Origin of the sequence: Haematobacter massiliensis (assembly GCF_000740795.1) — a bacterium.
In the GTDB taxonomy this organism is placed as follows: domain Bacteria; phylum Pseudomonadota; class Alphaproteobacteria; order Rhodobacterales; family Rhodobacteraceae; genus Haematobacter; species Haematobacter massiliensis.
Genome location: NZ_JGYG01000003.1, coordinates 330,298 through 352,233 on the forward strand (window position 1 = coordinate 330,298; position 21,936 = coordinate 352,233).

Genomic DNA, 21,936 nt, shown 5'->3' on the forward strand with positions numbered 1-21,936 from the left:
CTCACTCCTGCGAGGGCGGGCCGATCAGCGGCCGGGAGGAGGGCGCGGAACCGGGAAACAGGGAGCCGCGCCGCCCGCGCTCACCCGCCTGCAGCAGCGGGAACAGGTTCTGCCGGGCAACCGGCTCTCCGCCGTTCATGGCGAGCACGATATCCGGAATGTCGGGGATGCCGTCCTCCTCCGCCAGACCGGCGTGGATACTGTCGAACCGGGCGCGGTAGCGCGCAGCATATTCGGGCGTGCGGGAGTGAAACGCGCCCGCGGCCGCACTCCATGATCCGAATTCCCCGTACAGGTCCGACAGGAAGCGTGCAGCATAGAGCGCGTTGCCGAGAGGATCGAACATCTCCTCCACCGTCTCGAACGCATCGCCGTGCCAGCGGTAGTTGATCTGGAAACAGCCGACATCGAAGGATCGCGCCCCACGGGCGAACTCCTGCCGGACATAGGCGAGCGCTGCCTCCGGCGTGTCGAACCAGCGCCCCTCCCCCTCCATATTGACGGTCCAGGGCCATGACTGAAACCGCCCGCCCTGCCGCCTGCCGGTTTCCGTGAGGGAAATCGCGCGGAGCACGGAGGCGGGAACGCCGCTCTCCCGCGCCGCCATCAGTGCCGCGCGTTCACAGACCGTCGCCGGATCGGCAACGGGAAGCGCGGCAACAGGCGCTGCAAGCAGGAGCATCAGGGAAAGAAGAAAGCGCGCCATGGATCCCGCCCGATTGGGGTTCTGGGATCACGCTAGGGGAAGTTCCTTGAGATTCGGTAACCACCCCGGAAGAAAACGCGGCCCCCCTGCGAGGAGCCGCGGGAAAGGCGGGCCTCAGCCCTTCTTCAGAACCCGGTTGCCCAGCGTTTCCGCGATCTGAACGGCGTTCAGCGCGGCGCCCTTGCGCAGGTTGTCCGAGACGCACCAGAGGTTGATGCCGTTCTCGATGGTCGAATCCTGCCGGATGCGGCTGATATAGGTGGCATATTCGCCAACCGATTCGATCGGCGTGATGTAGCCACCCGGCTCCCGCTTGTCGACGACGAGAATCCCCGGCGCTTCGCGGAGAATGTCGCGCGCCTCGTCCTCGTCGAGGAATTCCTCGAACTCGATATTGATCGACTCGGAATGGCCGACGAATACCGGAACCCGCACGCAGGTCGCCGTCACCCGCACCTTCGGATCGAGGATCTTCTTGGTTTCCGCCACCATCTTCCACTCTTCCTTGGTGGTGCCGTCTTCCATGAAGACGTCGATATGGGGGATGACGTTGAAGGCGATCTGCTTGGTGAATTTCGACGGCGCCACTTCCTGACCGGGGACATAGAGGCCCTTGGTCTGGTCCCAGAGCTCGTCAATGCCCGCCTTGCCCGCGCCGGAAACCGACTGGTAGGTGGAAACCACGACCCGCTTGATCCGCGCCCGGTCATGGAGCGGTTTCAGCGCCACGACCATCTGCGCGGTAGAGCAGTTGGGGTTGGCGATGATCATCTTGTTGCGGTAGTCCTCCACCGCCTCCGGGTTCACCTCCGGCACGACCAGCGGAACCTCCGGATCGTAGCGGTAGAGCGAGGAGTTGTCGATCACGACGCAGCCCGCCGCAGCCGCCCGCGGCGCGTAGATCTTGGTTGCATCCGAACCGATGGCGAAGAGCGCGATGTCCCAGCCCTCGAAATCGAACGTGTCGAGATCCTTCGTCTTGAGCGTCTTGTCCCCGAAGCTGACCTCCGTTCCCAGCGACTTGCGCGAGGCAAGCGCGGTAATCTCGTCGATGGGGAACTCCCGCTCGGCGAGGATGTTCAGCATTTCGCGGCCCACGTTACCGGTGGCGCCCGCGACGACGACCCTGTAGCCCATCCGGACCTCCTGTCTGTCAAGGGACGCGGTCCCTTAGCCTAAAGGGGGGCAGGTGGAAAGGGCTTTGGTGGTTCCGGCAGCGATTCCGGCGGCCCTGTGTCGGCCACGGGAGGCGCATCCTCCGCCGACATGTTGAGCGCGGCGGCCATGAGCGCGCGGGTGTAATCGGTCTTTGGCGCGGCGAAGATCTCCGCCGCAGGGCCCTCTTCCACCACATCGCCCGCGCGCATGACCATGACCTTGTGCGACAGCGCCCGCACCACCCGCAGGTCATGGCTGATGAACAGATAGGCGAGCCGGTGCTTCTGCTGCAAGCCGCGCAGAAGATCGACGATCTGCACCTGCACCGTCATGTCGAGCGCGGAGGTCGGCTCATCCAGCACGACGAGGCGGGGCCGCAGGATCATGGCACGGGCAATGGCGATCCGCTGCCGCTGACCACCGGAGAATTCGTGCGGATAGCGATACATGGATTCAGGGGGAAGGCCGACCTCCGCCATGATTTCCGCCACGCGGCGATGGCGCTCCGCCGTGGAGAGGTCACCATGCACGCCCAGCCCTTCGGAGATGATCTGCTCCACTGTCATGCGGGGGGAGAGGCTGCCGTAAGGATCCTGAAAGACGATCTGCATGTCGCGGCGTACCGCCCGCATCTGCCGTGATCGCCAGCCCTGGATGTCGCGCCCCAGAAACACGATGGGCCCCTCAGAGGAGATGAGCCGCAGGATGGCGAGGGCAAGCGTCGTCTTGCCGGAACCGGATTCGCCCACCACCCCGAGCGTCTCGCCCTCGCGGACGGAAAGGCTGGCGCTGTTGACGGCCTTCACATGGCCGGTGACCTTGCGGAGGAAGCCCCGATGGATCGGAAACCAGACGCGGAGGGCATCGGTCCTCAGCAGTTCCTCGGCCCCCTCCGGCACCGGGGCCGGGCGCCCCTTCGGCTCGGCGGCGAGGAGCTTCCGCGTATAGGGATGCTGCGGATCGCCAAACACCGCCCCCGTGGGGCCGGTCTCCACGATCTCGCCATCCTTCATCACGCAGACCCGGTCCGCGATCCGCCGCACGATGCCGAGGTCATGGGTGATGAACAGCATGCTCAACCCCTCCTCGCGCTTCAACTCCGCCAGAAGATCGAGGATCTGCGCCTGGATCGTCACGTCGAGGGCGGTCGTCGGCTCGTCCGCGATGAGCAGCTCCGGACCGTTGGCGAGCGCCATGGCGATCATCACGCGTTGCCGCTGGCCGCCTGAGAGCTGGTGGGGATAGGCATTCAGCCGGCTCTCCGCATCGCGAATACCGACCTTGCGCAGAAGTTCCAGCACGCGCGCCCGGGCGGCGGCGCCAGAGAGGTTCTGGTGGAGGGACAGGCTCTCCATGATCTGCTTTTCGATGGTATGCAGCGGGTTCAGCGATGTCATCGGCTCCTGAAAGATGAAGCTGATGTCGTTGCCCCGCACATCCCGCAACTTCGCCTCGGACGCGCCGCGGAGTTCCTCGCCCTTGTAGCGGATGCTGCCCGTCACTTCCGCGCTGTCCGGCAGGAGAGAGACGGTGGAAAGCGCGGTGACCGACTTGCCCGAACCGGATTCCCCCACCAGCGCCACCGTCTCCCCCCGGCCCACGGTGTAGGAGACGCCGCGCACGGCCTCATGCACGCGTCCGTCCTGCACGAAACGGACATGAAGATCGCGGACGTCGAGGACGGGATCGCTCACCGGAAGGTCTTTCTGGGGTCGAAGGCATCCCGCACCCCTTCAAAGATGAAGATGAGCAGGGACAGCATGATCGCGAAGGTGAAGAAGGCGGTGAAGGCGAGCCACGGCGCCTGAAGGTTGTCCTTGGCCTGCTGGGTCAACTCGCCGAGTGACGGATAGGAGGAAGGCAGTCCGAAGCCCAGAAAGTCCAGCGCGGCCAGCGACCCGATGGTGCCCGTGATGATGAAGGGCAGCATGGTCACGGTCGCCACCATGGCATTCGGCAGCACATGGCGGAACATGATCTTGCCGTCGGATACGCCAAGCGCGCGGGCCGCCCGGACATATTCGAAGTTCCGCGCCCGCAGGAACTCCGCCCGGACGACACCCACCAGTGCCGTCCAGCCGAAGGCCGTCATCAGAAGGACGAGCAGCCAGAAGTTCATCTGCCAGATCGCGCCCACGATGATGATGATGTAAAGGCTTGGCGTTGCCCCCCAGATCTCGATGATCCGCTGGAAACTCAGGTCGATCCAGCCGCCGAAATAGCCCTGTACGGCGCCGGAGGCGATGCCGATCACCGTGGTGGCGAGGGTCACCACCAGCGCGAATACGACCGACAGCCGGAAGCCGTAGATCACCCGGGCGAGGACATCCCGCGCCGTATCGTCGGTGCCCAGCCAGTGCTGGGCGTCGGGCGCGGAGGGGGCGGTGCCCTGAATGTCGTTCACGGTGTTGTAGCTGTAGGGAATGAACGGCCAGATCATCCAACCTGTCTGCACGGGCGCGCCGCCGACGGTGCCGGTGGCACGAGCCTCCTCCATCGTGGCGGCCGGGTCGTCCCAACAGGCTTCCGAGCCGCCGGCCGCGATCAGACACTGCACTTCCGGGTCGCGGTAGACGGCCTCGGTCGCGAAGTCGCCGCCGAAGGTCGTCTCCGGATAAAAGCGCATCACCGGCACAAAAAGCTCCCCCCGGTAGCTCACCAGAAGGGGTTTGTCGTTTGCCACGAACTCCGCGAACAGCGCGATGAGAAACAGGACGGAAAAGATCACCAGCGACCAGGCGGCACGCCGGTTGGCCCGGAAGGTCCGCCAGCGGCGGCGGGTCAGCTCTGAGATTGCCATCACTCAGGTCTCACGCGATTCGAAGTCGATGCGGGGGTCGATCCAGACATAGGTCAGGTCCGACAGCAGCCCAAGGATCAGCCCGATCAGCCCGAAGACATAGAGCGTGGCGAACATGACCGGATAGTCCCGCGACACCGCCGCCTCGAACCCCAGCCGTCCCAGCCCGTCGAGCGAGAAGATCGTCTCGATGATGAGGCTGCCGCCGAAGAAAACCGATACGAACAGCGCCGGGAAGCCCGCGATCACGATCAGCATCGCGTTGCGGAACACGTGGCCATAAAGCACCCGTTGCTCCGGGAGACCCTTGGCCCGTGCCGTCATGACATACTGCTTCTTGATCTCGTCCAGGAAGGAGTTCTTCGTCAGCAAGGTAAGCGTGGCGAAGCTGGAGATGGTGGAGGCGATGACCGGCAGCGTGATGTGCCACAGGTAGTCCAGTATCTTGCCGATGGGCGAAAGCTGATCCCAGTTGTCCGAGGTCAACCCACGGAGCGGAAACCACTGCCAGTAGGAGCCACCCGCGAACAGCACGAGCAGAAGCACCGCGAACAGGAAGCCCGGAATCGCATAGCCCACGATGATAAGGCCGGATGTCCAGGTATCGAAGGCCGTGCCGTCCTTCACCGCCTTGCGGATGCCGAGCGGGATGGAAATGAGATAGGCGAGCAGCGTCGACCACAGGCCCAGGGAGATCGAGACCGGCATCTTCTCCAGCACCAGATCGACCACGGAGATGGAGCGGAAGTAGCTCTCTCCGAAATCGAAGCGCAGATAGGACCACATCATGTCCAGAAACCGCTGGAGCGGCGGCTTGTCGAAGCCGAACTGCTTTTCCAGATCGGCGATGAAGTCAGGGGGCAGGCCCCGCGCGCCCAGGTAGCGGTCGTCCCCCCCGGCATTGCCCGCCGAAAGCTGCCCCGCCCCGGCATCACCGCTGCCGCCGGAGATGGAGGAGAACACGTCCCCCCCGCCCCTGACCTGCGCGATGATCTGCTCGATCGGGCCGCCGGGTACGAACTGCACCAGCGTGAAGTTGATGACCATGATCCCGATGAGTGTCGGGATCATCAGCAGGAGGCGGCGAAGGATATAGGCGGCCATGTTATCGAAGCGCGCCCTGAGCTTTCAGCCGGCCAAGCTTCGCCTCGTCCATCCACCAAAGCCCGTCTCCACGGGAATAGGGCGGCTTTTCGGGCGGCATGCCGAAGACGTCCCAATAGGCCACCAGATACTTGCCGGAATACCAGTTCGGCACCCAGATCTGCTTGGAGCGGAGCACCCGGTCCAGCGCCTTGGCACGGGCATCCAACTCCTCCCGCGTTTTCGACTGGATGACCTTTTCGATCAGAGCATCCACCACCGGGTCAGCCACGCCGGAGAGGTTGGCCGAATCCGGTGTCGCCGCCGCTTCGGAGGAGAAAAGCTGCCGGAGTTCGATGGAGGGGCTGAGCGACATGACGAACCGCCCGCTCATGATGTCGTAATCGAAATCCTTCTGCCGCTGCTGCATCTGCGCACTGTCGATCCGCGTCAGGCGGGCATCCACGCCGATGCGGCCCAGGTTCTGGATATAGGGATTCAGCACCCGGTCCATCGAGGTGCCGTCCTCGATGAATTCCAGCGTCAGCCGCTCGCCCTTGGCATTCTGGCGCATTCCGCTCGGCCCGACGGACCAGCCCGCCTCGTCCAGAAGCTCCGAGGCGCGGCGGCGGTTTTCCCGGTCGACCTGCTGCTTGCCCGAAACCGGCGGCTCAAAGGCGGGTGCGGTGAAGATCTCCGGGGGCAGCTTGTCACGGAACTCCTCCAGCACGGCCAGTTCCTCCCCCTCCGGGAGGCCCTCCGCCTGCATGGGGGAATTCTCGAAGAAACTGTCGGTGCGCTTGTAGAGGCCGTAGAACAGCGTCTCGTTCGTCCATTCGAAGTTGAACATCAGCCCGATGGCCTCACGCACGCGCGGGTCCTGAAACTTCTCGCGCCGGAGGTTGAACCAGAAGCCCTGCGTACCCGAGGGCGTCGCGTCCTCCAGCTCCTCCCGCTTCACCCAGCCACGCTCCACCGCGGGAAAGTTGTAGCCTGTCGCCCAGAGCAGGGAGAAGAACTCCTGCTGATAGAGGAACTGCCCGACCTTGAACGCCTCGAAAGCGGCATTGTTGTCGGCGAAATACTGATACGTGTAGCAGTCGAAGTTCGCCATGCCGATATTCACCGGCAAATCCTTGGCCCAGTAATCGGGGTTCCGGCAATAGGTGATGGACCGACCGGGCTGTGCATTGCTGACCACGAACTGCCCCGAGCCCACGGGCGGGGTCATCGTGGACTGCGCAAAATCCACGGTGTCGTAATAGTGCTTGGGCAGGATCGACAGCCCGCCCGCCAGCATCGGCAGATCGCGCGTGGCCGCGCCTTCCTTGAAGGTGAATTTCACCCGGTGGGGGTCAAGCGCCTCGACATTCTCGATGTCGCGGAGGGAGATGCGATAGGCGGGGGAGCCCTTCTCCAGCAGCACCTTCCAGGTAAAGACCACATCTTCCGCCGTGATCGGCTGACCGTCGGAGAATGTCGCCTCCGGCCGCATGGTGAAGATCACCCAGGAGCGGTCCTCCGGGTATTCCACGCTCGAAGCCACCAGGCCATACGCGGCATCAGGCTCGTCCGGCGCGCCGGAAAGCAGGCTGTCGTACAGCATCGCCAGCCCCTGTGCCGGATTGCCCTTCAGCACGAAGGCGTTCAGGCTGTCGAAAGTCTGGCTCGCGCCGGTGCCCCGAAAGGTCATCGTGCCGCCTTTGGGTGCTTCGGGGTTCACGAAGTCGAAGTGGCTGAAATCGGCGGGGTATTTCAGATCGCCGAAGGTGGAGATGCCGTGGGAGGTGATGACCTTCTGTTCCTGAGCCAAGGCCATCGAGGGGCCGAGCGTCAGAAACGGCAGTGTCAGGAGCAGGATGCGGGAGGAAATCGCAGACGGTTTCCGTTCCGCGATAATAGGTGTCCTCGGGTCAACCGGCATCCTGTCCCTCCGATAGCATCGTTTCGCGCCAGCTAAGGGCGCAAGCGGCAAAGTTTCAAGTTGCGATTGCGTGAGAGACTGCGCCGCCGGGCAGGATAGACGGAAAACCGATCACATACACCCCAAAGCAATGGCTCCCTGACGGCGTTGTCCTTGCAGACCTTCTTCTCAGGTATTCTCGGGGCCTCCCCGCCTCTCCCGCCTCCCCGAACCAGTTGCCATACCGGTCCATTATTCTGCGGCAGAGGAGCCGCGGGCAAAGGCAGAACGGCTGAGTTTCGCAAGGATGCAGGGCGGATCTCACGGAGCGGCGGTGGTCAGATTACGGATGATCTCGGCGCCGGCGTCCCTGTTGTAAGGGTAGGTGAAAACGCACCGCGGCGCGGATGCAGGTCTCCGCCGAGGATCGCCATCTCCGAGCGAACGGCTTCGGCGCGCTCCGCCGCATCCGTGAGGCAGGGAGCGGCATCCAAGCCAACCAGGTCTTCGCAAACCCAATGCCGCGAGGTTCGGGTTCGTCGAGGAGCCGTCGGACCCACCCGCTTTACCGGCTGCATGTCAGCCCTCGCGGCTTAGGGCCTTTCGCAACCCCCTGACAGCACCGGACAGGGTGGCACCGGGACATGGTGGTTCTCGGCGCAGATCAAACGGCCTCGCGTGCGGGGCTGGTTCCGGTGCGGGGCCCGTTAAACGGTGCCGTGCTGCCAAGCGGCCTCGCGCGCGGGGCTGGGCGGGGCTGAATCGTTCGCGCCTGGCCGCGCCCGCTGGTCATAACCAAGCGGCTTCGCGCGCGGGGCTGGATCGCATTGGTCGACCCTTAAAACCCTTCCCCAGATCAAGCGGCCTCGCGCGCGGGGCTTTGGTCGATATCGGGCGCCGGCGTATCGGTCAGTGAAGCGGGATCGACAGTGGTTACAATACGGCTGCTGAACACGACCGCCTGTTCAACAGCGCGCTGGAGCTGCCGGCTCCCGGTCACGCGCAATGCCCGCCGCGTGGCTTGGCTACGCAACAGAAAAAGGCCGGCGCAGGCCGGCCTGTCTCCTGCATCGCCCAAGCGCAGGTTCAGTGCGGCAGCGATTCCAGATAGGCGATGAGGTCCACACGTTCCTTGATGCGCGGCAGCCCGACAAAGGACATCTTGGTGCCGGGGACATCGGCCTTGGGGTTGGCAAGGAACTCGCTCAGCTTCTCGGGCGTCCAGTCGCCGCCATGAGTCTTCATCGCGTCCGAATAGCCGAAACCTTCGACAGCGCCGACCGCGCGGCCGACCACGCCGTCCAGATGCGGGCCGGTGGCATTGGCGCCATCGATCTTGTGGCAGGCGCGGCATTTGGCGAACACCTTCTCGCCCGCGGCGGCATCGGCGGTGGCGAAGACCTCCTCGAACGGCGGCTCGTCGGAGGCAGCCGCAGCGCCCGCTTCCTCCGCGCCCGTGTCGATCACATAGGCGGCGTGTTCCTCTCCATGACCACCCCCCACGGAGAACAGGGCGCTGGCGGCCCAGTTCGACAGCATCAGGATGAGAAGGGCCCCGCAGAAAGCGGCGACGGTCTTGGTCACGGTCATCTGGTCAAACATCTGGCCCCCCCGGCTGGTGTCTCGTCCGGTCTTAGCCGCTTCCGTTCGTCGTTTTCAAGGTGTAGTTACCACGCGCCGGGGCGGTGTGTCCCGCAAGCCCTCAGGATACGTCACAGAGCAAGCCTCAGAATTCCGGGAGAAACCATGCGAGGAAAGATCGCCTTTCAGGGTGAGCCGGGAGCCTACTCCCATCAGGCCTGCCGTCAGGCGCGGCCGGAGATGGAACCGATGCCCTGCCGTACCTTTGAGGATGCGATGGAAGCGGTCCGTCAGGGCAAGGCGGATCTGGCCATGCTGCCGGTGGAAAATTCCACCTATGGCCGTGTGGCGGACATGCACAGCCTGCTGCCGCAGAGCGGGCTGCATATCATCGACGAAGCCTTCGTGCGCGTTCACATCAGCCTGCTTGGCATCCCCGGCACGAAGATCGCGGATATCCGGCAGGCAATGAGCCATACCGTGCTGCTGGGACAGTGCAGGGATTTCCTGCGTGCGCACGGCATCCAGTCGCTGACCGGCGCAGATACGGCGGGCTCCGCGATGAAGATCGCGGAAATGGGCGATCCGGCGATCGGGGCGCTGGCCTCGGAACTCGCAGGCGAGATCTACGGGCTGGACGTGCTGGCGAAGGAGATCGAGGACCAGCAGAACAATACCACGCGCTTCCTCGTCATGTCCCGCGAACTGGATCTGACGCGCCGGGGAGAGGCGGGAATGATCACGACCTTCATGTTCCGGGTGCGCAACATCCCCGCCGCGCTCTACAAGGCGATGGGCGGCTTCGCCACGAACGGTGTCAACATGACGAAGCTGGAAAGCTACATGGTCAACGGCTCCTTCACCGCGACGCAGTTCTATGCCGATGTGGAAGGGCACCCCGAAGACCGGAACGTGCAGCTCGCCTTTGACGAGCTTCGCTATTTCACCACGGAAATGTCGCTGGTCGGCGTGTATCCGGCGGATTCGCGCAGGCATTAGCGACCATGATCGCGGGATGAAAACTGACCGGGATCGCGGTGCGACCTGACTGGGTCTTTTGCCTCTCGCAGCGTTTCCCGTTGGCGTGTTGCGCCAGATCGGCCGGCTTCACCGCGATCAATGAGCGCGGGAGGATGCAGAAATCATCCCCCAGTCAAGGGTCTTTGGCACGGCCTGCAAGCCGGGGCGGACAACCTGCTTCTGCCCGGAGAGCGACGGTTTGACAGGCTGCCGAAAACGCATTCCGCGGTTGTGCTGGGGTCGAAATCTTCTGCAGATTTTCAGAAGCGTCCCCGAAGCCGCGAGTCCGGACAGACGTTCCGGCCTTCAACGCAAGCCCGGGCAGGTGCCCGACTTATTCAGCAGCGATATTCCGCGGCCTCCGGTGGTCACAAGGCAGGCTGTCGGGGAAAACAACCTCGGGCAAGCCCGTCGGCGCGCCTCCGGCCGACCATTGCCCCCGGTATCGCCTGTCGGAATCCTTCCGGGAAGCCCTCCATGCACGCGGGGGCAGCCGTGTGCTGGCTTTCCTGCGCACAGCCTCCCTTGGCAGGCCGGAAGAGGCTTTCAGGTCGGCGCTCGAGCGGAAATCCTGCCAAGTACGGTCGGAAATCTATCCATTTCGGATCATTCAGAGGTTCGGCTTTCCGATTACCAAAGCATCGACATGAGGCTTCAAGACTTTTTCAGCAGCCCGCAGTTGGGGAAAAATCGCAAAACTCTGCCACCCCCGGTGAGACCCGGAAACCTGCGGGACTCGTTGCAGCGCACCCTGTATCGGTCAGCCTCAAGACGTGAGCCTCAAGACGTGAGCGTATTCCGGCGCGACGGCCAGCCAAGAGCTGCTTTTTACCTTCCTGCTCTCATGGCCGCGGCGGCGCCAGCCGATCTGGCGCAGCCCGCGAAGAGGGCATGCCGCGCGGGAACCCGGTCAGTTCACCCTGCGATGATGGGCGCTAGTCCAGCCGGTCCTCCATCCAGCGTTGGATGAGGAAATGCGCGATCGCTCCCTCCCGCGCCGGCCGGATCGCTGGATTGGCACCGGAGAGCACGTCAACCATCTCCTGCCGCGATACCCAGCGCGCGTCCTCTATTTCCGCCGGGTCGATTTCGATGGCATCCGACAGAGCCTCGCCCCGGCATCCGATCATCAGCGAGGCAGGGAAGGGCCAGGGCTGGCTCGCAAGATAGTTCACCGCGCCGACACGGACGCCCGCCTCCTCCAGCACCTCGCGACGGACAGCGGCCTCCACCGTTTCTCCCGGCTCGATAAAGCCCGCGAGCAGCGAATACATCCCCTGCGGCCAGGCCGCGCTCCGGCCCAGAAGCACCCGGTCACCCCGCGTGATGAGCATGATGACCACCGGATCGGTGCGGGGGTAAAGCTCTGCCCGGCAGTTCGGGCAACGCCGGATCCACCCGCCCATCGCGGGTTCTGAGGCATGGCCGCAGCGCGGGCAGAAGCCATGTGTCGCGTGCCAGCCGAAAAGCGCGCGGGCGGTAGCGGCGATTTCCGCCTCCCGGCGGGTGAGGCGGGTCATCACCGCGCGCAGCTCGACGAATCGGCTCTCGGCAGGCAGCGCGGGGTGGCGCTGCTCCCGCGGATCCAGGAAGGCGGCATTGGCCGCAGCATCGGCGATGTCGGGAGTCCAGGCGGAGATATCCGCCCCGAACCACGGCACGCCGTCGTCGAGGCCAAGCAGCGTCGGTGTGCCTGCGGCGTCAGCCAGGGCAGGATGGCCGGGTGACACGGTGGCAAGGCCCGCGTCCACGACGGGCACGAGACCTTGCCACATCGGCAGAACCCGCGCGTCCGGCCTTTTCAGCAGCGCCGCCAGAGCCTCCGGCTTCGCCCGCAGCCCGGACGCCCTGTCGAGCCCCGCGCTGCCAAAAGTTACCGCCTCTGCATCCCGCATTTCTGCCTCCCGCAGCCGTCTGACATCCGGCAGACCGCCCTCTGCTGTGAGTTTGATCCTTGGATCGCATGCTGCTGCGGTCGCTGCAAGCTGCACAAAAACGGGGCATTCATGGAAATTAAACAATTACAAGTTGTAATTTGTGGCTTATAGCTGCAATGGCAATCCTCCGCCGGGAGCGGGGAAGCGGTATGCGACCTGCGACCGATGATGTTAGGATCGCGCCGATCAAAAGGCGGGGGGTGGACATGCGGAGCGGGACAGACTTCACGATGACCCGGCGGAAGTTTCTGGCGGGAACGGCAGGAACCGGCTTGATCGCTCTGCATCCTTTCTCGCTTCAGGCGGCCACCAACCAGGCCCATCTGCGGATCCTCGAGACGACGGATCTTCACGTCCATGTCTACCCTTACGACTACTACGCCGACCGGGCTTCCGACACGGTCGGGCTGGCGCGTACCGCAGCACTCATCGACGCCGTGCGGGCGGAGGCCACGAACACGATCCTGGTGGACAACGGCGACTTCCTGCAGGGCAACCCCATGGGCGACTATATCGCCTATGAGCGCGGGATGCGGCAGGGGGACATCCATCCGGTGATCGCGGCGATGAATACGGTCGGTTACGATGCGGGGACGCTCGGCAACCATGAGTTCAACTATGGGCTGGAGTTTCTGGAACGGACGCTGGCGGGCGCGAACTTCCCGTTGGTCTCCGCCAATGTCGCGACGCGGCGGGGCACCGGCCCGCGAGAGGATCGGACGCTGATCCCGCCCTATGTCATTCTCGACCGCGTGGTGCAGGACGGCTCCGGGCGGAATATCCCCATTCGCATCGGCCTGATCGGCTTCGTGCCTCCGCAAATCCTGAAATGGGACCGAAAGCACCTCGAGGGCCGGGTCGAGACGCGCGACATCGTCGAGGCGGCGGAAGCATGGTTGCCGGAGATGAAAGAAGCGGGGGCGGATATCATCCTCGCGCTGTCCCATTCCGGTATCGGCCCGGCGGAACGGTCAGACGGAATGGAGAATGCCTCCACGCCCCTTGCCGCCTTGCCGGGGGTGGATGCGGTGCTGACCGGGCACAGCCATCTCGTCTTCCCCTCCCCCGCCTTTGAAGCCTCTGCCGCCGTCGATCCCGTTGCAGGCACGATCCATGGCAGGCCCGCGGTCATGGCGGGCTTCTGGGGCTCGCATATGGGGCTGATCGACCTGCTGCTGGAGCACGAGGGAGGGCAATGGCGCGTCGTCACCGCGACGAGCGAGGCCCGCCCCATTGCCCGCCGGAACGAGGACAGGAGCATCACCGCGCTGGTGGACAGCCGCCCCGAAGTGCTCACCTCGGTGGCGCGGGAGCATGAGGAGACGCTGGCCTATGTCCGCCGCCCGGTGGGCCGGACGAGCGCGCCGTTGCACAGCTATTTCGCCCTCGTGGCCGACGATCCCTCCGTCCAGATCGTCTCCAACGCGCAGAAGTGGTACATCGCAGAGATGTTGGTCGGCTCCCCGCATGAGGGGCTGCCGATCCTCTCCGCCGCGGCGCCCTTCAAGGCGGGTGGCCGGGGCGGGCCGGAGTACTATACCGATGTGCCTGCGGGCGACATCGCCATCCGCAACGTGGCCGATCTCTATCTCTATCCCAATACGATCCGGGCGGTCCGGGTGACGGGCGCCGAATTGCGAGGGTGGCTGGAACGATCAGCGGGAATGTTCAATCAGATCACGCCGGGCGAGGCCGATCAGCCCCTCCTGAACCCAGAGTTTCCGAGCTACAATTTCGACGTGATCGACGGGGTGAGCTATGAGATCGACCTCTCCCAACCCTCCCGTTACTCTGCAAAGGGGCAGCTGGAGGCACCGGACGCCGCTCGCATCGTCAACCTCACCTTCGACGGCCGCCCTGTAGAGCCGGAACAGGAATTCATCATCGCGACCAACAATTACCGCGCCGAAGGCGGCGGAGATTTTCCCGGCGCCGACGGCACGACGATCGTCTTCGAAGGGCCAGACACCAACCGGGATGTCATCGTGCGCTACATCGTCGAGCAGGGCACGATTAACCCCTCCGCGGACAACAACTGGCGCCTCGCCCCTCTGGCCGACACAAGCGTGATCTTTGAAACGGGGCCGAAAGCGGCGGATCATCTGGGCGACCTGAAAGGCCTGCGCATCGAGGCGGCAGGACCGGGAAACGATGGCTTCGCCCGTTTTCGCATCCTTCTTTAGTTTGCATTATGCCCATTTGTCGGGCATGATTTTACGGTTAGCCCTATAATCAAGCATTCGCCTGCGACGAATTTGCATAGTTCGCAGGCAGATCGCCTAAGATGCTCCCCTCCCGATCAAAGGTCGGGCAGGGTCGGTGCCGCAGTTTTCAAGGAGGCCCTTCGTGTTCCATCGCGCCCTGACAGCCCTCACCGCCACCGTCCTCATCGCCACGGGCGCCTCGGCGGAAACGACGGTCCCCTTCGCCCTCGACTGGAAATTCGAAGGGCCATCGGCCCCGTATTTCGCCGCGATCGACAACGGTCACTTCAAGGCCGAGGGCCTGAACGTGGAGATCTCCGCAGGCCAGGGGTCGCTCGACGCCATTCCGAAAGTGGCGACGGGCGCATTCCCCTTCGGCTTCTCCGACATGAACTCCATCGCGAAGTTCCTCGATCAGAACCCCGGCGCACCGGTCACGGCGGTGATGATGGTCTATGACAAGCCCGCCGCGGCCATGGTCGGCCGCAAGTCGCAGGGCATCAACGCGATCAAGGATATCGAAGGCAAGAAACTCGGCGCTCCGCCTCCTGACGGTGCATGGGCGCAGTTCCCGGCCTTCGCGAAAGCCAACGGTATCGACATTTCCAAGATCACCGTGGAGCCTGTCGGCTTCCCCACCCGGGAACCCATGCTGGCAGAGGGCAAGGTCGATGCGGTGATGGGCTTCTCCTTCTCCGTCTTCCTCAACCTGACGCGGCTCGGCGTTCCGGCAGATGACATCTCGGTCTTTCTGATGGCCGACAACGGGGTGAAATACTACGGCAACGCCATCATCGTGAACACGACCTACGCCAAGGAACATCCCGAGCAGGTGACGGGCTTCCTCCGCGCCGTGGCGAAGGGCTGGCAAGACGCTATCGCCAACCCGGAGGCGGCGGTGGAATCGATGATCAAACGCTCCCCCGCCTCCGATCTGGCGCTGGAAACGGAGCGGCTGAAGATGTCCATCGGGACAAACGTGCTGACAGACTGGGTGAAGGAGCACGGCATGGGTAATATCGATGCCGAGCGGTATGCCGCCTCCATCGAGCAGCTCAAGGAAATCTATACCTTCCAGAACGATCCCACGCCGGATCTGTATTTCACCGCCGATTACCTGCCCGCTGACGGCAGCCTGAAGCTCGCAGACTGACCACAGTGGATTAGGCCGGGCGGGGTCGGACCCGCCCGAAACGGAAGCGGCATGGCAAACCTCGTTGATATCAAGGGCGTCACGCACGCCTACAAGACCAAGGCCGGCCCGCTGCCGGTTCTGCAAGACCTCAACGTCTCCATCCCCGAGGGCAACTTCTGCGCGGTGGTCGGCCCTTCCGGTTGCGGCAAGTCCACGCTCACCCGGCTGATTGCCGGGCTGATGATCCCCGACAGGGGCGAGGTCTGGCTGCATGGGGAACGGGTGAAAGGCCCGCGCAAGACGGTGGGGATGGCCTTTCAGAACCCTGTCATGCTGGAATGGCGCACGATCCTGGACAATGTGATCCTGCCATTGGAGATCGTTTCCCCCGGCATGTCCCGCAAGGCCAAGGAAGCCCGCGCGATGGAGCTTCTGGAACTCGTGGGTCTCGGCAAGTTTGCCGACAAGCGCCCCTCCGAGCTCTCGGGCGGGATGCGGCAGCGCGCCTCTCTCTGCCGGGCCATCGTCCACAAGCCCGACGTGCTCATCATGGATGAACCCTTTGGCGCGCTCGACGCCTTCACCCGGGAGGATCTGTGGCAGACGATGCACGCGCTTCGCGCGGAAGAGCCGTTCACCTCCCTGCTCATCACCCATGACCTGCGGGAGAGCGTGTTTCTTGCCGATGAGATCGTGGTGCTGTCGGGCCGCCCCGCCACCACGCAATATGTCATGACCGTCAACCACGACGGCCCGCGGACGCTCGACATGCTTTACGAACCCGCCTCGGTGGAGCGTCTCTCCATTCTCCGCGAGCAGATCGAAATTGCGCAGGGCCGCAAACCGGCAGAGGCGCATTGATGGACACGCTGCGCAAGATCGCCATCCCGCTGATCGCCACGGTGCTTCTGCTCGCCGGGTGGGAGTTTCTGGTCTGGGTGAAGGGCTGGCCGAATTACGTGATGGCCTCGCCCTCCGATCTGCCGCCCGCCTTCTGGAAATACCGGGAGCTGTTCCTCACCCAAGGCTGGCAGACGCTGTGGCGCACGGTCGTGGGGCTGGTGCTGGCGGTGATCTTCGGAACGCTGCTGGGCATGGTGATGGGCTTTTCCCGCACCATGCGGGATGCGCTCTATCCGCTGCTTGTGGGCTTCAACGCCATCCCGAAGGCGACGGTGGTGCCGGTGGTGGCGCTGATCTTCGTGGGCCAGCACGATTTCAACACCATCCTGATGGCCTTCATGATTTCCTTCTTTCCGATTGCCGTGTCGGTGGCGATCGGCCTGTCCACGCTGGAGCCGGAGTATCGCGATATCCTCCGTTCGCTTGGTGCGTCCAAATTCACCATCTTCCGCAAGATCGCCCTGCCGAAGACGCTGCCGGAGTTCTTTGGCGCGCTGAAGGTCGCCGTGACGCTGGCCTTCATCGGCACGAACCTGATGGAGATCGTGGAACCGCATGGCCGGGGCCTTGGTGCGCTGTTCGATTCGGGCAAGATCAATGCGGATTACCCGCTGATGTTCGCCGTTCTGCTCGCGCTCGCCTTTCTGGGGATCGTGCTCTACTACATCGTCGTGGCGCTGGAGAAGGTCTTCGCCGGCTGGGCGGAGCGCAATCCGGGCTGAGAACGCCTCGGAGAGGCGCGGGACGCTTCACCTGCCGGAACTCCGCTCAGCTCAGGACAATCCGATTTCCCGCGCCCGGTTTCCAAGCGTCAGCGCCTTTCCACCGTGCTGATGTCCCTCAATACCCGGAATGGCGCTCCCCTCCATTTCAGCGAGAACCCGCGCCCTCGCCGCGCTCTGCATGGGCGCGGCGAGGGCGCGGTCGTGGTGATTTTCATGTGGAGCATGGATCGCAACCTTCCCCCCCGAATTGCGCCATTCTCGCAGGGAGCGCCGTGGCATTCGTGGCGGCCTCATCCCGCTCCGGTCGCAGAGGCCACCGTGGGCTACCGTGGAGATGGGCCTGCATACGCTCGATGATCCCCGCATCATTCCATCGCGGCCCGATGTCATCGCGGGCGCATATCACCGATCCGAGGATGCGGTCGCTGGCCCGTGCGAAGCATGGCGGCACGGACGCGGGGAGACACGGACGCGAGAAGACACGGGCGCGGGGAGATCGGCGAGACGACATCTCTCATCGCCGATCTCGACAGGCGGATCAGGCGGGAACCGGCTCTTTGGCGACCGCGTCGATGAGATTGGCAAAAGCGTCGACCCAGCTTGTCAGGAACGCCTTCGCCGTCGGCTCGACCAGCGTGCCTGTGGCGTCGAACAGCTCGGGCTTCCAGACGAAATAGACCTCCGGCTGGCCGAGTTGCACGGTGCCCAGAATCGTCGCGAGCATCTTCATCGACTGTTGTCCGGCGGCGGAGCCCGTCGTCCCGGGTGTGGTCCCGACGACGGCCGAGGGCTTGCCCAGCCAGGAGCTTTTCCCATAGGGGCGGGACCCCCAGTCGGCGGCGTTCTTCAACGCGGGGGAGAGCATGCGGTTGTATTCGGGCGTTACGAACAGCACGGCATCGGCGGCCTCTACCTCGGCCTTCATCCGCAGGACGGACGCCGGGACGTTGTCCCACAGATCCTCGTTGTACAACGGCAGATCGCCGATCTCGACAAATTTGAAATTCAGCTTGCCAGCGGCGAGTTTGGCAAGCGCTTCGGCGAATTTGCGGTTGATCGAATCCTTGCGGAGTGATCCGACCAGAACGGCCACGGTCTTCATGGGGGAGCCTCTTGTTTCTTTGAGTGACTGAGGGCAAATTAGTAACCGTCTCGCAAAACGCAAGAAGGCACCTTGCAGTCAGAAGGTTACGTCCATGGAACCAACTCACCAGCGCTGCAACCGCGTGAATGACATCATTGCCCTTGTCGGTGACAAGTGGAGCGTGCTCATCGTCATGCATCTCACCCCCGAACCGCGCCGATTTTCCGAGATAAAACGGTCTATTACCGGGATTTCGCAGAAGATGCTGACGGTCACCCTACGCGGGCTGGAGCGGGACGGTTACGTTCACCGGCGGGTGTATCCGACCGTGCCGCCGCGTGTGGAATATCGGCTCACCCCGCTGGGAGAGGAGCTGCAGGTGCCGCTCCGCGCGCTCGGCAACTGGGCGGAGGCGAATTACGAACGGGTCTGCGCGGCGCGGGAAGCCTATGACGATAGCGCGACCCAGCGGCTCGAAGCTGCAGAGTAGGCTTGCCATTTCCGCACGCGCCCCTTAGATCCCCTCGCGAGAGGTTGGCGCGGGCGAGCGCCTTGCCAACCCGGTCAGGTCCGGAAGGAAGCAGCCGTAACGAGTCCCGCTTGGGTCGTCGTCCAGCCTCTCACCTTACTCTCCCGAAAATCGTTGAGCAGCGGCCGGTCTTGTCCCAATCTGTCCGGATACCCACGGACAGGAGGAGCCGATGACCGCCCATCCCCGCAGGACCGTTCTCAAACTCGCCCTGGCTGCAGGCTTCGCCCCGATGCTCGGGGGCCTCACCTCCCGCGCATGGGCGGATCCTGTCAGCTTCGCTCCGGCTCCCACGCCCTGGCGGCGGTATGAGACACGCGTGACGATCGCCCTGCCCGCCGGCAAGGCGGAGATATGGCTGCCGGTGCCCTCGCTCTCCACCGAGTATCAGCGGAGCCTCGGCGATAGCTGGACAGGCAATGCCGCGCAGGCCGAGCTTGTGACGGACCCCGCCACCGGCGCGCGCTTCCTGCATGCGGCGTTTGACGGCAAGGCTCCCGGAAGCCTCGAACTGGTCAATCGGTTTGAAACGCGCAACCGCACCATCGACTGGTCCAAACCTTCCGCGGTCACCGAGGATCCTGCCGTTCTGGCCGCGGCGTTGCGACCCTCTGCCATGAAGCCGCTCGACGGGGTTGTGGCCGAGACGGCGGCGCGGATCACCGAAGGCGCCACCACGGATGTGGAGAAAGTGCGCGCGATCTACGACTATATCGTCGCCAACTGCTACCGCAATCTCGACACGCCGGGCTGCGGTCCGGGCGATGCCGTGGCCACGCTGACCAGCGCCGGGCTGGGCGGGAAATGCGCCGATCTCAACGGACTGTTCGTGGCCCTCGCCCGCGCTTCAGGCGTTCCGGCGCGTGACATGTACGGGGTGCGGGTCGCGCCCTCCGCCTTCGGCTACAAGCAGCTCGGCGCAAACAGCGAGACGATCACCGGCGCGCAGCACTGCCGGGCGGAGGTGTGGCTCGACGGCTATGGCTGGGTCGCGATGGACCCCGCCGATGTGCTCAAGGTGATGCGCGCCGAATCGGACCGTTGGATCCGTGACCCGTCCGACCCGCTGGTGACAGAGGTAAATGCGGCCCTGTTGGGCAACTGGGAAGGTAACTGGGTGGCCTATAACCGGGCGGAGGATCTGCACCTGCCGGGGCGCACGGGCACCCTGCCCTTCCTCATGTATCCACAGGGGACGGTGGCCGGCGCCCCGCTGAACGAGCTTGACGCCAAGGCCTTTGCCTACACCATCACCGCGCGGGCCGTGTGACGCGAGGGGCGGCCCTCAATGGGCCGCCGCCTCCGTTCCGTCGAGACCGATCTCACCTTCCACCCGCGCACTGTTCGCCATCAGGTAGAAGCCGAGACCCGTCGTCAGCACGGCGATGAAGACCAGATACCACGCATGGGCCATCGGGTTCACGGCGAGGAACGTGGTGACGAGCACCGGTGTCAACCCGCCAAAGATCGCATAGGCAACGTTGTAGGAGAAGGAGAGGCCAGAGAACCGCACCTGCGCCGGGAAAGCCCGCACCATGACATAGGGCACCGCCCCCACCATGCCGACCGCCAGCCCCATCACCGCGTAGAGACCGAAGAGGACCGGCAAGGACACACCCGCGAAGGTGTAGAAGGTGAAGGTTGCCACCCCGAAGACAACGCCCGCCACGGCAAAGAACGGGCCGCTGCCGACCTTGTCGACGATCGCCCCTGCGCTGACTGTCCCGAAGATCAGGAACAGCGTGCCGAAGCTGGTGGCGGAGAGCGCTTCCAGCGCGGAGTAGCCATAAAGCTTCTGCAGAAAGGTTGCCGTCATCAGTGTCGTGACGACAATCCCGGCAGACAGAACCCAGGTGAGCAGGCCCGAGATGATGACGCCATGCATATGGTCGCGCAGAACGGTGCGAATCGGCAGCGTCTCCTGCAGGCGGCTGTCTTGTTTCATCGCAAGGAAGATGGGCGTCTCCGACAGCCAGCGCCGCAGATAGACCGCGAACAGCCCGAAGATCCCGCCAAGGAAGAACGGAAGACGCCATGCCCAGGCAGAGACCTGCTCCGTCGTGAAGGTCCAGTTGATCGCCGTGGCGATCAGCGAGCCCAAAAGGATGCCCAGCGTCAGCCCCGAGCAGAGGAACCCGCAAGCCATGCCCACGCGCCGGGCGGGCACATGTTCCGCCACGAAGGTCCAGGCCCCCGGAACCTCACCGCCGATGGCCGCGCCCTGCAGCATGCGAAGCACGATCAGCAGGATCGGGGCCATCACGCCTATGGTCGCATAGGTCGGCAGCATCGCCATGCCCAGCGTCGAGATCGACATGAGGAACACGGAAAGGGCGAAAACGCGCTTGCGCCCCACCTTGTCGCCATAATGCGCCATCACGATTCCGCCCAGCGGACGCACGAGGTATCCGGCGGCAAAGATCCCGAATGTCTGGATCATGACGAGCCAGTCCGGCATATCCGGCGGGAAGAACAGATGCCCGATGACCCCTGCAAAAAAGACAAAGATGATGAAGTCGTAGAATTCCAGCGCCCCGCCCAAGGCCGACAGGCCCAGCACCTTGAAATCCTCACGGTTGAGGGGGCGGTTTTCTTCACCCGCTTCTTGCAGCGTCTCAGTCATCGTACGTCCTTTCAGTTTCCCGCTCCATCCTTCGGGACGCAGCCTTATTGCGGCATTCACGCAGCGCGGCAAGCGAGACGTGAGAGCACAACATGACACTGTGGCCAGAACATCCGGGTGCATTCTGCCCCCCCGCAGCGGGACGCGGGCCGGCTAGGCCGCCTTCCCTGCAGCCATTCCCGCCCCGAGATCCCGGCAACGGCTCACCCGCCGGGTCGCAGCTGGGTGCGAACGAGTCCGAGTGACGGCACCCATGAGGATCACGCGCAATCCCTGTATCGATGCGGCTTTCTCGATGACGGCATTCCCGCCCGAATGCCGCGACTGCCGCCAGCAGGGGCGCACAGACCGCTTCGGACGCCGATCTGCCCCCGGTCCCCGGTCGCGGCTATGCCAGCCAATACCGATAACCCGGGCTGAAACCCGTTGATCCTGATCTTCTGGAGTCTTCTTGGTCGAGTGGTGCCGCAGAAGGGACTCGAACCCCCGACCCCATCATTACGAATGACGTGCTCTACCAGCTGAGCTACTGCGGCGTTCCCTTG

At 64.2% G+C, this 21,936-nt stretch carries 17 protein-coding genes, 1 tRNA gene and 1 other RNA gene; 8 read left to right on the forward strand and 11 right to left on the reverse strand.

Features of this window, described 5'->3' with window-relative positions; translation table 11 throughout:
* Position 1 precedes the first annotated feature (1 nt).
* From CN97_RS07370 to CN97_RS07400, 7 genes are all read right to left on the reverse strand, one after another.
* Positions 2–706, reverse strand: coding sequence for a transglycosylase SLT domain-containing protein (locus CN97_RS07370; RefSeq protein ID WP_035709196.1), 705 nt, complete (start codon positions 704–706; stop codon positions 2–4).
* A gap of 114 nt (positions 707–820) precedes the next feature.
* Positions 821–1,843: an aspartate-semialdehyde dehydrogenase gene (locus tag CN97_RS07375; RefSeq protein ID WP_035709198.1), complete on the reverse strand. Its 1,023-nt coding sequence runs from the start codon at positions 1,841–1,843 to the stop codon at positions 821–823.
* A gap of 38 nt (positions 1,844–1,881) precedes the next feature.
* Positions 1,882–3,558 (reverse strand): ABC transporter ATP-binding protein, encoded by a 1,677-nt coding sequence (locus tag CN97_RS07380; RefSeq protein WP_084684027.1) that lies wholly within the window; start codon positions 3,556–3,558, stop codon positions 1,882–1,884.
* Entirely contained in the window at positions 3,555–4,664 is a 1,110-nt protein-coding gene (locus CN97_RS07385; RefSeq protein WP_035709200.1) for an ABC transporter permease, read from the reverse strand. The genes CN97_RS07380 and CN97_RS07385 overlap by 4 nt, the downstream gene beginning before the upstream one ends.
* Before the next feature lie 3 nt (positions 4,665–4,667).
* Positions 4,668–5,768: a microcin C ABC transporter permease YejB gene (locus CN97_RS07390; protein ID WP_035709202.1), complete on the reverse strand. Its 1,101-nt coding sequence runs from the start codon at positions 5,766–5,768 to the stop codon at positions 4,668–4,670.
* A 1-nt stretch (position 5,769) separates the two neighbouring features.
* Positions 5,770–7,671, reverse strand: coding sequence for an extracellular solute-binding protein (locus CN97_RS07395; protein WP_051911040.1), 1,902 nt, complete (start codon positions 7,669–7,671; stop codon positions 5,770–5,772).
* 1,065 nt (positions 7,672–8,736) lie between these two features.
* Positions 8,737–9,252 (reverse strand): c-type cytochrome, encoded by a 516-nt coding sequence (locus CN97_RS07400; RefSeq protein ID WP_035709204.1) that lies wholly within the window; start codon positions 9,250–9,252, stop codon positions 8,737–8,739.
* A 144-nt stretch (positions 9,253–9,396) separates the two neighbouring features.
* Between CN97_RS07400 and CN97_RS07405 the strand changes: the two genes are divergently transcribed.
* Positions 9,397–10,230, forward strand: coding sequence for a prephenate dehydratase (locus CN97_RS07405; protein WP_035709206.1), 834 nt, complete (start codon positions 9,397–9,399; stop codon positions 10,228–10,230).
* A 956-nt stretch (positions 10,231–11,186) separates the two neighbouring features.
* On the opposite strand, the gene nudC is transcribed toward CN97_RS07405, so the two are convergent.
* A complete protein-coding gene (gene nudC, locus CN97_RS07410; RefSeq protein WP_035709208.1) occupies positions 11,187–12,146 on the reverse strand; it encodes an NAD(+) diphosphatase in 960 nt (319 codons plus the stop codon).
* Between the two features lie 248 nt (positions 12,147–12,394).
* Here nudC and CN97_RS07415 point away from each other — a divergent pair, with 248 nt between their 5' ends.
* From CN97_RS07415 to CN97_RS07430, 4 genes are all read left to right on the forward strand, one after another.
* Positions 12,395–14,371, forward strand: a complete 1,977-nt coding sequence (locus tag CN97_RS07415) for a bifunctional 2',3'-cyclic-nucleotide 2'-phosphodiesterase/3'-nucleotidase (protein WP_035709581.1) — start codon at positions 12,395–12,397, stop codon at positions 14,369–14,371.
* Positions 14,372–14,534: 163 nt separating this feature from the next.
* The gene (locus tag CN97_RS07420) at positions 14,535–15,545 is read left to right on the forward strand and encodes an ABC transporter substrate-binding protein (protein ID WP_035709210.1); all 1,011 of its coding nucleotides are present in this window, start codon (positions 14,535–14,537) and stop codon (positions 15,543–15,545) included.
* Between the two features lie 51 nt (positions 15,546–15,596).
* Positions 15,597–16,388 (forward strand): ABC transporter ATP-binding protein, encoded by a 792-nt coding sequence (locus CN97_RS07425; protein WP_035709212.1) that lies wholly within the window; start codon positions 15,597–15,599, stop codon positions 16,386–16,388.
* Positions 16,388–17,152 (forward strand): ABC transporter permease, encoded by a 765-nt coding sequence (locus tag CN97_RS07430; RefSeq protein ID WP_035709214.1) that lies wholly within the window; start codon positions 16,388–16,390, stop codon positions 17,150–17,152. Before CN97_RS07425 ends, CN97_RS07430 begins: the two co-directional genes overlap by 1 nt.
* Before the next feature lie 541 nt (positions 17,153–17,693).
* Here the strand turns inward: CN97_RS07430 and CN97_RS07435 are convergent.
* Positions 17,694–18,257, reverse strand: a complete 564-nt coding sequence (locus CN97_RS07435) for an NADPH-dependent FMN reductase (RefSeq protein WP_035709215.1) — start codon at positions 18,255–18,257, stop codon at positions 17,694–17,696.
* Positions 18,258–18,351: 94 nt separating this feature from the next.
* Between CN97_RS07435 and CN97_RS07440 the strand changes: the two genes are divergently transcribed.
* The 3 genes from CN97_RS07440 to CN97_RS07445 all read left to right on the forward strand — a co-directional run bounded on the left by CN97_RS07440 (position 18,352) and on the right by CN97_RS07445 (position 20,038).
* Complete coding sequence (locus tag CN97_RS07440) at positions 18,352–18,729, forward strand: winged helix-turn-helix transcriptional regulator (protein ID WP_035709217.1); 378 nt, start codon at positions 18,352–18,354, stop codon at positions 18,727–18,729.
* A gap of 37 nt (positions 18,730–18,766) precedes the next feature.
* An RNA gene (gene ffs / locus CN97_RS20180) (signal recognition particle sRNA small type) lies at positions 18,767–18,865 on the forward strand.
* A 75-nt stretch (positions 18,866–18,940) separates the two neighbouring features.
* On the forward strand, positions 18,941–20,038 hold the full coding sequence (locus tag CN97_RS07445) for a transglutaminase-like domain-containing protein (RefSeq protein ID WP_035709220.1): 1,098 nt from the start codon (positions 18,941–18,943) through the stop codon (positions 20,036–20,038).
* A gap of 15 nt (positions 20,039–20,053) precedes the next feature.
* Here the strand turns inward: CN97_RS07445 and CN97_RS07450 are convergent, their stop codons facing one another.
* Together CN97_RS07450 and CN97_RS07455 are read right to left on the reverse strand one after the other, a co-directional pair.
* A complete protein-coding gene (locus CN97_RS07450; RefSeq protein ID WP_051911041.1) occupies positions 20,054–21,391 on the reverse strand; it encodes an MFS transporter in 1,338 nt (445 codons plus the stop codon).
* A gap of 460 nt (positions 21,392–21,851) precedes the next feature.
* Positions 21,852–21,927 (reverse strand) — tRNA-Thr (locus CN97_RS07455).
* Between the last annotated feature and the right edge of the window lie 9 nt (positions 21,928–21,936).